Below are 14,108 nucleotides of genomic sequence, written 5' to 3'. Positions count from 1 at the left end.
ATTATTATGATAAAAACATTATTTGTAAAAACTAAAAGTCATACTTATCCAATTAATATTGGGTATAATATATTTAATCAAACACATATTTTCAGTCCTTTTAAAAGAGGAGATAGATGTTTATTATTAACAAACAATACAATATCAATATTATGGAAAAAAAAAATATTGAAATATTTTTCAGAACATGAAATTATTGTTGATGAATTTATTGTATCTGATGGTGAAAATTATAAAACATTAAATTCAATTAATTTATTATTAACAGATTTATTAAAAAAATTACATGATCGTAATTCGATATTAATTGCTTTGGGAGGTGGTGTTATAGGTGATATGGGGGGTTTTGCTGCATCTATTTATCAGAGAGGAATACGATTTGTACAAATTCCTACAACATTATTATCACAAGTTGATGCTGCAATAGGTGGGAAGACGGGAGTAAATCATATCCTTGGTAAAAATATGATTGGTACTTTTTGGCAACCTGAATCTGTAATTACTGATATTGATTTTTTATCAACATTACCATATAAACAATTAGTATCGGGTGTTTCAGAGGTGATTAAATATGCTATTTCCTTTGATTATATTTTTTTTAGATGGTTAGAAAAAAATGTAAAAAAAATATTATCATTAGATTTAGATAGTGTTTTATATTGTATTTATAAATGTTGTGAATTAAAAAATAATATCGTGAGTATAGATGAGCGTGAAAAAAATTGTCGTCTTTTATTAAATTTAGGTCATACATTTGGTCATGCCATTGAAGCACATTTTAAATATTCACATTGGTTACATGGTGAAGCTGTATCTGTAGGTATGGTTATGGCAATTCGAACATCAGAAATATTAGGTATAATTAATACTAATGATGCAAAACGTATGATTAATTTAATTAAACATGCTGATTTACCTATTCATGCTCCAAAAGATATGCATCCTGAATCTTATTTAAAATACATGATACGTGATAAAAAAAGTTATTCTGGTATTATACAATTAATTGTACCTACTGCAATTGGTAAATTACAAGTTTTACAAAATGTACAGCAAGATATTATTATTAATGTAATAAAATCATGTTTGATATAACCACTTTCTATGATTGCAAATATATGAGATGAAAATGAAAAATTTTTTTATTGCTCCTTCAATTTTATCAGCAGATTGTTCGAAATTAGGTCAAGATGTAGCAGATGTTCTTCGTGCCGGTGGTGATATAATTCACTTTGATGTTATGGATAATCATTATGTTCCTAATTTAACTTTCGGTCCTATGGTTTTAAAATCTTTACGCAAATATGGTATTCAAGCACCTATTGATGTACATTTAATGGTTAACTGTGTAGATAATTTAATTCCATTATTTGCAAAAGCAGGGGCTGATTTTATTACTTTTCATCCAGAATCTAGTAAAAATATTATAGGTACATTATCTTTAATTAAACAATGCGGTTGTAAAGCTGGTTTAGCAATTAATCCAAATACGTCTTTGAATATTTTATCTGATTTTATGGATCATTTAGATATTATTTTATTAATGAGTGTCATGCCTGGATTTTCTGGACAAAAATTTATTTTACCTGTTTTAAGAAAAATTGATTATGTAAGAAAAAAAATTAATGAAGTGAATGCAAAAATATTATTAGAGGTTGATGGTGGTATTAATGTAAATAATATTGCTAATGTTGCTTGTGCAGGAGCTGATATATTTGTTATAGGTTCATGTATTTTTCAATCTAATAATTATAAATATACTATTGATATGATTAAAAAGAAATTAAATGCTTTACATAAAAAATAATATTGTAATATTTTTTAAATATAGGAATCTATATGTCGTTATCAAAATCAATTATTTTTAGTGCTATACAACCGTCTGGTCAACTTACTTTAGGAAATTATATTGGTACAATATCGCATTGGATGCATATGCAGGATATTTACCATTGTATTTATAGTATTGCAGATTTACATGCTATAACAGTTAATCAAAACAAAAAATTGTTTCGTAAAAATATTTTTGATACATTAGCTCTTTATTTAGCTGTTGGGGTGAATCCAAAAAAAAGTATAATATTTTTGCAATCAGAGGTTCAAGAACATTGTCAATTAAATTGGATATTAAATTGTCATACACATTTTGGAGAATTAATGCGTATGACACAGTTTAAAAAAAAATCAAAAGTGAATTCTAGTAATATTAATATTGGTTTATTTAATTATCCAATTTTAATGGCTGCAGACATTTTATTATACCAAAGTCATAAGGTATTGGTTGGTAAGGATCAAATGCAACATGTGGAATTAGTACGTGATATTGCTAAAAGATTAAATTTTTTATATGGTCATATTGTGACAGTACCTGAAGTGTATATACCGAATATAAATGGCGCTAAAATTATGGCTTTGTTAAATCCAAACAATAAAATGTCTAAATCGGATAATAATATAAATAATGTAATATTTTTATTAGATAATCATGAATCTATTTTAAAAAAGATCACTAGATCAGTAACTGATTCAGATAATAAAATTTTTTATGATATTAAAAATAAACCAGGTATTTCAAACCTGTTAAATATTTATTCTAGTTTAACAGGTATAAGTATTGCAGTATTAGAAAATATGTTAATGAATACAACATATAAACATTTTAAATTATTAGTTGCACAATCTATATCAGAAAAATTATTACAATTACAAGAACAATTTTATTATTTTAAAAATAAAAAAAATTATTTACGTGATATTTTAGATTTTGGTGCATGTGTAGCAAAAAAACAAGCTAAAAAAACTATGAAAAAGATTTATAATGTTCTTGGTTTATAAATTTAGTTTATTGTTTTTAAAAATTTATTTTATGTTTGCTTGTAAACCCTAACAGTACAGATAATATAAATACTGTACTATATAGTATATTTGCTATGATTAATGCTCCACGTATACCAATTTTAAATACAATAGGTCCAGTAATAATAAATGTTAATAATGTTCCTACAGTACCACAAATTAATATTAAATTTATTAACTTTTGTGATGGTGTTTTTGTTTGTAAAGATGTTAAAGTAATAATTATTGTATAAATTGCACTTGAAAAAAAACCTAATGCAATCATAATGATATTAAATAAATGTATATTATGGTTATGAATAAAATAATACATAAGTAATGTAGATATACCACTTAATATAGTTAATGCGATTTGTAAATCGATGAATTTTATAATATAACTAAAACACCACATACCTACCATATAAGATAACCAAAAATTGCTAACTAAATGACTAGCTGATTGGATATTCATACCAATGTTTTGTCTTGCATATTCCGGAATCCAAGAAATAAAAATTAATTGTCCGAGAATATAACATAAAGCAGAACAACATAACATGAATATACTGATTCGATAATTTTTTTTTGATGATGTATCAGTTATATAAGATTCTAGTTGGTATATTGGAAATTTTACGTTTAAAGTAATTATAAAAATGATAGCATATATTATACCAATAATAAAATAAATCCAATACCATAATATATTATTTTTTAATAAAAATGCTGAAATAATTGGGAAAATAATACCGGACATGCTAAAAAACGAGTCTGTAATTAATAGTTTTGACGTTCGTTCTTTCCCAAAATAAATGTTTGTAATTAAAAATGTTCCTATTGACATGGTAATACCACCAACCATACCAAGTAGAAATATATTAATACAAAAAATCAGTATATTATGTACTTTGATAAATCCTATAATTGATATTATTATTAATCCTAATCCACAAATAATTTGTTTTTTTAAGGAAATAAGTTTTGTTATCCAAGAGTTTAGAAAAATAGAAACTAATATACCAGCATTTAGAAAAGTAAAAATACTACTCATATCTGCAATAGATAATTTAAAATATTCTGAAATACTTCTTATTATTACTCCTGTTACAACAATCATTGCTCCTGTTAAATAATATGCTAAAAAACTAATAATAGTTAATCCAATTTTATCTTTATTGTTCATATTTTCTGTATTTTATGTTAATATTTTTAATATTATATGTTATGTATTGATATTATATAATTTTACATGATTGGTATAAATAATATCATGACAGTAATTTTTTAAAATTATTTATAAGTATTTTATTTTTTTTTATTATATGTTAAGATAAATTGTAATAATTGTATAATTTGACTTTGTATTATTTGGATATCATGTTATTATATACTATACTTGTTACACGTTCGTTATTTGATTCACAAAATGCAAAAAGTGCGTTTTTATTTTCCCAAAGTATTATGCAAACAACTAATAATTCTATCAAGAGTATTTTTTTTTATAGCGATGGAGTTTTTAATGGGATAAAAATTGTTAAAAACGTAGTAAATGGAATTAATTTAGTAGATTGTTGGTATAATCTTAGTAAAGAATTTTCAATTAATTTATATATTTGTTGTACTGCGGCACAAACTAGAGGTATGCGATTTACAGATTTTGAACAACAAGTAGATGTTGTAAAGGAAAATAATTATTTTGGGTTTCAGTTAGTCGGATTAGGTAAATTGGCTTATTCAATACTACATTCAGATCGTTTATTACAATTTTAACTTTATATGAAAAAAATAGCGATTATATTTTCACATGCACCGTATGGTACAAATTTAGGTCAAGAAGGTTTAAATTTAGCATTATCGATGTCATGTTATGTGGAAAATATAGGTATATTTTTTGTTGGAGATGGGATATTTCAAATATTAAATTACCAAAAACCACATTATATATTATCACAATCTTATTATCTTACTTTTAAAATTTTAATTACCAATAATATTAATAATTTTTATTTGTGTTATGATTCTTTGTTGCAACGTGGTTTTTATGAACATTCTCATTTTATACTAAATATAAATATTTGTAGTTTTAAAAAAATCAGAAAAAAAATACAAAAATTTGATTTTATTCTAAACTTTTAACAAATTATAAAAAAAATTTATGTTACATATATTATCAAATTCGCCTTTTAAAATAGATATTTATTCTATGTTAAACATGTTATCTGCTCAAGATAGTCTTATTACATTACAAGATGGTGTTTTGATTTCTTTAAGTGATAATTTTTTCTTAGATAAATTGATTAAACAGTCAAAAAATTTATTTGTATTAGAAGAGGATGTATTAGCTAGAGGAGTTTCACATTATATTTCTAGTCATTTTACATTAATTAATTATGCTAAGTTTGTAAATTTAACAGAACAACATGCAAAATGTATGAATTGGTAGAAAATAAAATATTTTATAGTTGTATATTGTTTGTATATATTATATTGTTTTGAATATACAATTATTATTCATGATGTTGAAAAAAAAGGATTGTATGACTACTATAAATCAATTAGTGCGAATGCCACGTGTTAAAAGAATAGCTAAAAACAACGTTCCTGCATTGGAAGGTTGTCCACAAAAACGTGGTGTTTGTACGAGAGTTTATACTACGACCCCTAAAAAACCTAATTCAGCTCTTAGAAAGGTATGTCGAGTAAAGTTAACTAATGGATTTGAGGTAACTGCATATATTGGGGGTGAAGGACATAATTTACAAGAACATTCAGTGATTTTGATTCGTGGTGGACGTGTGAAAGATTTACCTGGTGTACGATATCATGTTGTTCGAGGTGCTTTGGATTGTGCAGGAGTTAAAAATCGAAAAAAAAGTAGATCGAAATATGGTGTAAAAAGAGTAAAAAAATAATTTTATTATAATATATAACATATATAACAAAAGGAGCTTTATTATGTCACGTCGTCGAATTATTGATCAAAGGAAAATTTTACCTGATCCAAAGTTTGCATCAGAAATTTTAGCAAAATTTATTAATATATTGATGATGAATGGTAAAAAATCTATTGCAGAATTTATTGTATATTCTGCATTAGAGAAAATATCTCGTCAAATCAATAAGAATGAGTTAGATGTATTTGAATTAATTTTGAACAACGTGCGTCCAACTGTTGAAGTGAAGTCACGTCGTGTTGGTGGATCAACATATCAGGTACCAGTAGAAGTACGTCCAGTACGAAGAAATACATTAGCTATGAAATGGATTGTTAGTGCAGCACGTCGTCGTAAGGATCATTCAATGTTTTTGAGATTATTTCAAGAGTTTGTAGAAATTTTAGATAAAAAAGGTGCAGCAATTAAAAAACGAGATGAGGTACATCGTATAGCTGAGGCAAATAAAGCATTTGCACATTATCGATGGTAATTTTGATTTTAAGGTATTTTAAATATATTTAAAAATGTTAGTCTAAATATAATTACAAAATTATTTTATAATATATCTTGATACATAATATTTATTTTTTTTAGAGAGGAATTTAATGATTCGTAAAACTCCTATTACATATTATCGAAATATTGGAATTAGTGCACATATTGACGCTGGTAAAACAACTACAACAGAACGTATTTTGTTTTATACAGGTATTAATCATAAAATTGGTGAAGTACATGATGGTACGGCTACAATGGATTGGATGGAGCAAGAGCAAGAACGTGGTATTACAATTACTTCAGCTGCAACTACGACTTTTTGGTCTGGTATGAATAATCAGTTTCAATCTCACAGAATTAATATTATTGATACTCCAGGTCATGTCGATTTTACTATTGAAGTCGAGCGTTCTATGCGTGTTTTAGATGGAGCAGTTATGGTGTATTGTGCTGTAGGTGGTGTACAACCACAATCAGAAACTGTTTGGAGACAAGCAGATAAATATCATGTTCCTCGTATTGCTTTTGTAAATAAAATGGATCGTATTGGAGCAAATTTTTTTCAAGTACTACAACAAATGAAAAAACGCTTGAAAATTATTCCAATTCCTTTACAATTACCGATTGGTACAGAAGAAAATTTTGTTGGGATAGTGGATATTTTAAAAATGAGAGCAATTTATTGGAATGAAGATGATCAAGGTATTACATTCTCTTATAAAAATATTCCTGATAATATGATATTAGAAACAAAGAAATGGAATCAAATTTTGGTTGAGGCAGCAGTAGAATCTAATGAACAGATTATGGAACAATATTTAAATAATGATTTTATATCAGAAGAAGAAATAAAATTAGCATTACGTTCTAGAGTATTAAAAAATGAAATTGTATTAGTAACATGTGGCTCTGCATTTAAAAATAAAGGTATACAGTCTCTTTTAGATGCTATTATTGAATATCTACCATCTCCTATTGATATTTCTTCAGTTGAAGGTGTAATAGATACAAAATTATCAAAAGTATCTACACGTATTACAGATGATAAAGAATTTTTTTCTGCTTTAGCTTTTAAAATTGCTAATGATCCATTTGTTGGGAATTTAACGTTTTTTAGAGTTTACTCAGGTGTTGTATCTTCTGGTGATACAATATTAAATTCTGGTAAAATGCAAAAAGAACGATTTGGAAGAATTGTTCAAATGCATGCTAATAAAAGAGAAGAAATTAAAGAAGTATGTGCTGGTGATATTGCTGCGGCTATTGGTTTAAAAAATGTTACAACCGGAGATACTTTATGTGATTTAAATCATCCTATTATTTTAGAAAAAATGGAATTTCCTGAGCCAGTTATTTCAATTGCAATAGAACCAAAAACGAAAACAGATCAAGAACGTATGGGTTTAGCATTAAACCGTTTAGCAAAAGAGGATCCTTCATTTCGAGTACGTACAGATCATGAATCAAATCAAACAATCATTTCTGGTATGGGTGAATTACATTTAGAAATTATTATTGATCGTATGAAAAGAGAATTTAATGTTGGTGCTAATATTGGTCAACCTCAAGTAGCGTATCGTGAAACAATTTGTAATATTGTGAAAAATATTGAAGGTAAATATATTAAGCAAACAGGAGGTAGAGGTCAGTATGGACATGTTGTAATTGATTTATTTCCTTTAAATATTGATGAACATGGTTACCGATTTATTAATGATATTAAAGGTGGTGTTATTCCGAATGAATATATTTCTGCAATTGATAAAGGTATTCAGGAACAATTAAAATCTGGTCCGCTTGCAGGTTATCCAGTTGTTGATATTGGAGTAAGATTACATTTTGGATCATATCATGATGTTGATTCATCTGAACTTGCTTTTAAGTTTGCAGCATCTATGGCTTTTAAAGATGCTTTTAAGAAAGCAAAACCTATTTTATTAGAACCTATTATGAAGGTTGAAGTTGAAACACCGGAAGATTATATGGGCGATGTTATAGGTGATTTAAATCGTAGAAGAGGGATTATTGAAGGTATGCAAGATTTGTCATTAGGAAAATTAATATTTGCAAAAGTACCTTTATCTGAAATGTTTGGGTATGCAACAGATTTACGTTCTCAAACTCAAGGAAGAGCTTCTTATTCTATGGAATTTCTAAATTATTTAGAGACACCAAAAACTATTGCATTAAATATCGTGGAATCACGAGATAAATAATACATAACATGTAACTTCTTTTAATACTTATAAAAATTATGAATAAAAGGAAAAACCGTGTCTAAAGAAAAATTTCAAAGATTAAAAACACATGTTAATGTTGGAACAATAGGTCATGTAGATCACGGTAAAACTACATTAACTTCTGCGATTACAACTGTTCTGTCTAAACATTATGGTGGTTCGGCTCGTGCTTTTGATCAAATTGATAATGCGCCGGAAGAAAAAGCAAGAGGCATTACAATTAATACATCACATGTTGAATACGATACTAAAATTAGACATTATGCACATGTTGATTGCCCAGGACACGCTGATTATATTAAAAATATGATTACTGGAGCTGCTCAAATGGATGGCGCTATTTTAGTTGTTGCAGCTACTGATGGTCCTATGCCGCAAACAAGAGAGCATATTTTATTAGCTCGGCAGGTTGGTGTGCCTCACATAGTGGTATTTTTAAATAAATGTGATATGGTTGATGATGAAGAATTATTAGAATTAGTAGAGATGGAAGTGCGTGATTTATTAACACAATATGATTTTCCAGGAGATGATACCCCAATTATTCGTGGATCTGCTCTTAAAGCATTAGAGGGAGATAGTAATTGGGAATCAAAAATACTTGATTTGTCAAATGCATTAGATAATTATATTCCAAATCCAAAGAGAGATATTGATCAGGCATTTTTATTGCCAATTGAAGATGTATTTTCTATTTCTGGTAGAGGTACAGTAGTTACTGGGAGAGTAGAAAAAGGTATTATTAAAGTAGGTGAAGAAATTGAAATTGTTGGTATTAAACCCACTACAAAAACAATTTGTACTGGTGTTGAAATGTTTCGGAAGTTATTAGATGAAGGACGTGCTGGAGAAAATGTCGGTATATTATTACGAGGCACAAAGCGTGATGAAATAGAGCGAGGACAGGTTTTAGCTAAACCTGGTAGTATTACTCCACATACAAAGTTTGAATCTGAAGTTTATATTTTATCAAAAGAAGAAGGTGGACGTCATACACCGTTTTTTAAAGGTTATCGACCTCAATTTTATTTTAGAACAACTGATGTTACAGGATTTATTGAATTACCTGACGGAGTAGAAATGGTTATGCCGGGAGATAATATTAAAATGGTTGTTACATTAATACATCCTATTGCTATGGCTGATGGTTTACGTTTTGCGATTCGTGAAGGTGGACGAACTGTTGGTGCTGGTGTAGTAATTAAAGTAATGAATTAATTTAAATATTTATTTTATCGGTTGTAGTATAAATAATGATTTAAATGATTATCAAGAAGGGGAGATAGTACATTCTCTTTTCTTGATTTTATTTATAAAACTATAAATATTATTATAGTATACAAATATTTAATTTAATATGTTTTTTAGGATTTTAAAATTAGTATATAGATTAAATTTACATAAGAATTTTATTTTATAATTTTTTATATAACTGCGCTTTTTTTATGCGATATTTTTAATATTTATATTATTGGAATCCTTATTTTATGCAGAACCAAAGAATTCGTATTAGATTAAAAGCATTTGATCATCATTTAATTGATCAATCAACGTTTGAGATTGTTGCAACTGCTAAAAGAACAGGTGCAAAAGTTAAAGGACCTATTCCGTTACCAACAAAAAAAGAACGATTTACGGTGTTGATATCACCTCATGTTGATAAGGATGCACGTGATCAATATGAAATTCGTACTCATAAACGATTAATTGATATTGTTCAACCGACTGAAAAAACTGTTGATGCATTAATGCGACTTGATTTGGCTGCTGGAGTAGATGTACAAATCAGTTTAGATTAAATAAAATATAATTATTTTTGGTAAAATTTTATGATTGGACTTATTGGTAAAAAAATTGGTATGACTCGTATTTTTCATCAAGATGGTGTATCAACCCCAATTACAGTAATTGAAATTAAAAAGCATTATGTTACACAAATTAAAAATAAGGTTAATGACCACTATAATGCAATTCAATTAACAACAGGAATTAAGAAAAAAAAAAAATTACTTAAACCAGAAGTTGGTCATTTTAATAAATCTGGAGTGTTAGCAGGGATTGGTTTATGGGAATTTAGAATTCATGAAAGTGAGGTTTTTAAATTAGGTCAAATTATTGATATTACTTTATTTAATTCTATTAATAAAGTTGATGTTTCTGGAGTTACTAAAGGAAAAGGATTTTCAGGAACAGTAAAACGTTGGAATTTTAGTATGCAAGATGCTACTCATGGTAATTCGTTATCACATAGAGCTCCGGGGTCTATTGGTCAGAATCAAACTCCAGGTAGAGTATTTAAAGGTAAAAAAATGTCTGGTCAATTAGGTAATAAACGTGTAACAATTCAAAATTTAAAAGTAATACAAATTGATTTTAAGATGAATTTAATGTTTGTCAAGGGTTCTATTCCTGGTGCGGTAGGTGGAAATATTATTGTTAAGCCAGCAATAAAATTATAAGGAGTGAATATGCAATTAATTGTTCAAGAAGAACAATCTTGTATTTCTGTTTCAGATATTATTTTTAAAAAAAAATTTAATACAGCACTAGTACATCAAGTAGTTACTGCTTATCTTGCTAGTGCTAGACAAGGTAGTCGTGCTCAAAAGAACAGATCAGAAGTGTCTGGTTCTGGGAAAAAACCCTGGCGTCAAAAAGGTACAGGTCGTGCTCGTGTAGGTTCTATTCGAAGTCCGATTTGGAGGACTGGTGGGGTTACTTTTGCAGCAAAACCTAAATCATATACACAAAAAATTAATAAAAAAATGTATCGTGGAGCATTAAGAAGTATTTTTTCGAAATTAATTCAACAAAATCGTTTATTTATTTTTAAAAATTTTTCTATATCGCAACCAAAAACAAAACTTTTATTTGATAAATTAAAGAGTATATCGTTACATGAAGCATATATTATTGTAAATAAAGTAGATGATAATTTATTATTAGCATCACGTAATTTATATAAAGTATGTGTGCACGAAGTAAAGTCAATTGATCCAGTTAGTTTAATTAATTTTAAAAATATTATTATAACTATTGCTGCAATTAAAAAAATTGAGACAATACTCATATGATATCTGACTATAAATTATTCGATGTGTTGTATACACCACATATTTCTGAAAAATCAACTCTTGTTTTAAAAAAAAATAATACAATAATATTAAAGGTTGCAGTAAAATCTAATAAAAATGATATTAAACAGGCTGTAAAAAAAATATTTTCAGTTGAAATTGAGCGCGTTAATACAGTATTAATAAAAGGGAAAGTAAAAAAACGAGGTAAGTACAATATCCGGCGTAACCATTGGAAAAAAGCATATGTTCAATTAAAACCAGGTCAAAATTTGGATTTTATTAATAATGTTATTTAAAGGTAAAATTTTATTATGGTAATTGTTAAATGTAACCCGACTTCTCCAGGAAGGCGTCATGTTGTTAAAGTAGTACAACAAAATTTATATCATGGTCGTCCATTTCAACCGCTTATACAACATAACAGTAAAAGCGGAGGTAGAAATAATCTTGGTCGTATTACTATGCGGCATATTGGTGGTAGACACAAAAGAATGTATCGTATAATTGATTTTAAGCGTACTAAAGATAATATTTATGCTAAAATAGAACGTTTGGAATATGATCCTAATCGATCATCTAATATATTTTTAATTTTATATGAAGATGGTACAAGAAACTATATTTTAGCTCCAAAAGGTTTGTTAGTCGGATCGAAGATTATTTCTGGTGAAAAAGTTCCAATACAAATTGGTAATAGTTTACCTATAAAGAATATACCAACTGGAACATTGATTCATAATATTGAAATAAAAATTGGTAAAGGTGGACAAATTGCTCGTACTGCCGGAAGTTCTGCACAAATTATTGCTTATGAAGGTAGTTATGTTAGTATTAGGTTACGTTCAGGAGAAATACGGAGAATTGATGGCAGATGCCGTGCAACAGTCGGTGAAGTGGGTAATTCTGAACATATGTTACAAATGTTAGGTAAGGCAGGATCTTCGCGCTGGAGAGGAATTAGACCAACTGTACGGGGTACAGCAATGAATCCTATTGATCACCCCCATGGAGGTGGAGAAGGTAGAAATTTTGGTAAACATCCGGTTACACCATGGGGTCAACAAACGAAAGGAAAAAAAACACGTAAAAATAAACGAACTGAAAAATTTATTTTACGAAATCGTAATTATAATAAGTAATATAAGGGTATTATATGCCGCGATCTATTAAAAAAGGTCCTTTTATTGATATTAGTTTATTCAAAAAAGTTGAAAAATATGTAGCAGATGGAAATAAAAAACCATTAAAAACATGGTCCAGACGTTCAACAATTTTTCCAAATATGGTTGGATTAACAATTTCAATCCATAATGGTAGACAACATATACCAATTTTTATTACTGAAGAAATGGTAGGACATAAGTTAGGAGAATTTGTACTAACTAGAACTTATCGAGGACATATATCTGATAAAAAAATTAAAAAAAAATAGGCATAAGATGAATTTATGGAAATCATAGCAAAATATCGTAAGGTAAAGTCATCAGCTCAAAAAGTTAGATTAGTAGTAGATACTATTAGAGGTAAGAAAGTATGTCAAGTACTTAATACATTATATTTTCATAAAAAAAAAACAGCGTTTTTTGTAATCAAGTTATTGAAGTCAGCAATTGCAAATGCAGAGCATAATTATGGTATAGGTATAGATAATTTGTTTATAAAAAGTATTTTTGTTGATTCTGGTCCTACGATGAAGAGGATGATGCCACGAGCAAAAGGTCGTTCAGATAGAATTTTAAAACGAACTAGTCATATTACTGTTATTTTATCTGATGAATAACATTAAGGAGAAAAATAGTTATGGGTCAAAAAGTACATCCTCATGGTATGCGATTAGGTATAATAAAAACTTGGAATTCTACTTGGTTTGCGCAAAAAAAAGAGTTTTGCGAATATTTATATAGTGATTTCAAAATACGAGCTTTCTTAAATACAAAACTAAAAAAAGCATCTGTTTCACGTATTGTAATTGAAAGACCTGCTAAAAGTGTGCGTGTAACTATTTATACATCTCGTCCTGGTATTGTTATTGGTAAAAAAGGTGAAGATGTTGAAAAATTAAGGTTAATTGTAGCAGGTATGACTGGTTTTCCCACACAAATTAATATTTCCGAAGTTAAAAAACCTGAGTTAGATGCTAAATTAATTGCAGATAATATTACTATGCAGCTTGAAAGAAGAATTATGTTTAGAAGAGCAATGAAACGTGCAGTACAAAATGCTATGCGTCAAGGTGCTAAAGGTATTAAGGTAGAAGTTAGTGGAAGATTAGGAGGAACCGAAATTGCACGTCGAGAATGGTATCGTGAAGGTCGTGTACCATTACATACTTTACGTGCAAATATTGAGTATAGTTTATCTGAAGCACATACTACTTATGGTATAATTGGAGTGAAAGTTTGGGTGTTTAAAGGAGAAATTTTGGATGGTATGCAATTTTTAAAAAATGAAAATAAAAGTTTTTTACATGAAAAAAGGCAGTATCGAATATTACCTAGAGTACGGAGGTTATTATAATC

At 27.9% G+C, this 14,108-nt stretch carries 19 protein-coding genes; 18 read left to right on the top strand and 1 reads right to left on the bottom strand.

Annotated elements, in window-relative coordinates; all coding sequences use genetic code 11:
• Positions 1-6 precede the first annotated feature (6 nt).
• Genes aroB through trpS form a run of 3 tightly spaced genes read left to right on the top strand, consistent with a single transcriptional unit; the run spans position 7 to position 2,835 of the window.
• Complete coding sequence (aroB, locus tag AB4W50_RS01920; RefSeq protein ID WP_367677086.1) at positions 7-1,095, top strand: 3-dehydroquinate synthase; 1,089 nt, start codon at positions 7-9, stop codon at positions 1,093-1,095.
• Between the two features lie 34 nt (positions 1,096-1,129).
• Positions 1,130-1,807 carry a ribulose-phosphate 3-epimerase gene (gene rpe, locus AB4W50_RS01915; protein ID WP_367677085.1) on the top strand — a complete coding sequence of 226 codons (678 nt, stop codon included), beginning with the start codon at positions 1,130-1,132 and terminating at the stop codon, positions 1,805-1,807.
• A gap of 32 nt (positions 1,808-1,839) precedes the next feature.
• On the top strand, positions 1,840-2,835 hold the full coding sequence (gene trpS, locus AB4W50_RS01910) for a tryptophan--tRNA ligase (RefSeq protein WP_367677084.1): 996 nt from the start codon (positions 1,840-1,842) through the stop codon (positions 2,833-2,835).
• A gap of 16 nt (positions 2,836-2,851) precedes the next feature.
• On the opposite strand, the gene tsgA is transcribed toward trpS, so the two are convergent.
• Complete coding sequence (gene tsgA, locus AB4W50_RS01905; protein WP_367677083.1) at positions 2,852-4,021, bottom strand: MFS transporter TsgA; 1,170 nt, start codon at positions 4,019-4,021, stop codon at positions 2,852-2,854.
• Positions 4,022-4,215: 194 nt separating this feature from the next.
• Here tsgA and tusD point away from each other — a divergent pair, with 194 nt between their 5' ends.
• The 15 genes from tusD to rpsC all read left to right on the top strand — a co-directional run bounded on the left by tusD (position 4,216) and on the right by rpsC (position 14,106).
• Positions 4,216-4,608 (top strand): sulfurtransferase complex subunit TusD, encoded by a 393-nt coding sequence (gene tusD / locus AB4W50_RS01900; protein WP_367677082.1) that lies wholly within the window; start codon positions 4,216-4,218, stop codon positions 4,606-4,608.
• Between the two features lie 6 nt (positions 4,609-4,614).
• Complete coding sequence (tusC, locus tag AB4W50_RS01895) at positions 4,615-4,974, top strand: sulfurtransferase complex subunit TusC (protein ID WP_367677081.1); 360 nt, start codon at positions 4,615-4,617, stop codon at positions 4,972-4,974.
• A gap of 19 nt (positions 4,975-4,993) precedes the next feature.
• A complete protein-coding gene (gene tusB, locus AB4W50_RS01890) occupies positions 4,994-5,281 on the top strand; it encodes a sulfurtransferase complex subunit TusB (protein WP_367677080.1) in 288 nt (95 codons plus the stop codon).
• 94 nt (positions 5,282-5,375) lie between these two features.
• Entirely contained in the window at positions 5,376-5,750 is a 375-nt protein-coding gene (gene rpsL, locus AB4W50_RS01885) for a 30S ribosomal protein S12 (protein WP_367677079.1), read from the top strand.
• Positions 5,751-5,793: 43 nt separating this feature from the next.
• Complete coding sequence (gene rpsG / locus AB4W50_RS01880) at positions 5,794-6,264, top strand: 30S ribosomal protein S7 (protein WP_367677078.1); 471 nt, start codon at positions 5,794-5,796, stop codon at positions 6,262-6,264.
• Between the two features lie 115 nt (positions 6,265-6,379).
• A complete protein-coding gene (gene fusA, locus AB4W50_RS01875; protein ID WP_367677077.1) occupies positions 6,380-8,488 on the top strand; it encodes an elongation factor G in 2,109 nt (702 codons plus the stop codon).
• A gap of 57 nt (positions 8,489-8,545) precedes the next feature.
• Positions 8,546-9,730, top strand: coding sequence for an elongation factor Tu (gene tuf / locus AB4W50_RS01870; RefSeq protein WP_367677076.1), 1,185 nt, complete (start codon positions 8,546-8,548; stop codon positions 9,728-9,730).
• Between the two features lie 269 nt (positions 9,731-9,999).
• On the top strand, positions 10,000-10,311 hold the full coding sequence (rpsJ, locus tag AB4W50_RS01865; RefSeq protein ID WP_367677075.1) for a 30S ribosomal protein S10: 312 nt from the start codon (positions 10,000-10,002) through the stop codon (positions 10,309-10,311).
• A 30-nt stretch (positions 10,312-10,341) separates the two neighbouring features.
• Positions 10,342-10,971 carry a 50S ribosomal protein L3 gene (gene rplC, locus AB4W50_RS01860; RefSeq protein WP_367677074.1) on the top strand — a complete coding sequence of 210 codons (630 nt, stop codon included), beginning with the start codon at positions 10,342-10,344 and terminating at the stop codon, positions 10,969-10,971.
• Between the two features lie 9 nt (positions 10,972-10,980).
• Complete coding sequence (gene rplD / locus AB4W50_RS01855) at positions 10,981-11,586, top strand: 50S ribosomal protein L4 (protein ID WP_367677073.1); 606 nt, start codon at positions 10,981-10,983, stop codon at positions 11,584-11,586.
• Complete coding sequence (rplW, locus tag AB4W50_RS01850) at positions 11,583-11,885, top strand: 50S ribosomal protein L23 (RefSeq protein WP_367677072.1); 303 nt, start codon at positions 11,583-11,585, stop codon at positions 11,883-11,885. Before rplD ends, rplW begins: the two co-directional genes overlap by 4 nt.
• 15 nt (positions 11,886-11,900) lie before the next feature.
• Positions 11,901-12,728: a 50S ribosomal protein L2 gene (rplB, locus tag AB4W50_RS01845; RefSeq protein WP_367677071.1), complete on the top strand. Its 828-nt coding sequence runs from the start codon at positions 11,901-11,903 to the stop codon at positions 12,726-12,728.
• Positions 12,729-12,742: 14 nt separating this feature from the next.
• Positions 12,743-13,021 (top strand): 30S ribosomal protein S19, encoded by a 279-nt coding sequence (gene rpsS, locus AB4W50_RS01840; protein WP_367677070.1) that lies wholly within the window; start codon positions 12,743-12,745, stop codon positions 13,019-13,021.
• A gap of 15 nt (positions 13,022-13,036) precedes the next feature.
• Positions 13,037-13,369: a 50S ribosomal protein L22 gene (gene rplV, locus AB4W50_RS01835; protein ID WP_367677069.1), complete on the top strand. Its 333-nt coding sequence runs from the start codon at positions 13,037-13,039 to the stop codon at positions 13,367-13,369.
• A gap of 20 nt (positions 13,370-13,389) precedes the next feature.
• Positions 13,390-14,106: a 30S ribosomal protein S3 gene (gene rpsC, locus AB4W50_RS01830; protein WP_367677068.1), complete on the top strand. Its 717-nt coding sequence runs from the start codon at positions 13,390-13,392 to the stop codon at positions 14,104-14,106.
• The last annotated feature ends 2 nt before the right edge of the window (positions 14,107-14,108 follow it).

The sequence above is a fragment of the Buchnera aphidicola (Takecallis arundicolens) genome, from assembly GCF_964058945.1.
GTDB lineage: Bacteria > Pseudomonadota > Gammaproteobacteria > Enterobacterales > Enterobacteriaceae > Buchnera_L > Buchnera_L aphidicola_AH.
Note: the sequence above shows the minus strand (reverse complement) of the source record. Positions and strands in the feature narration are given on the sequence as shown.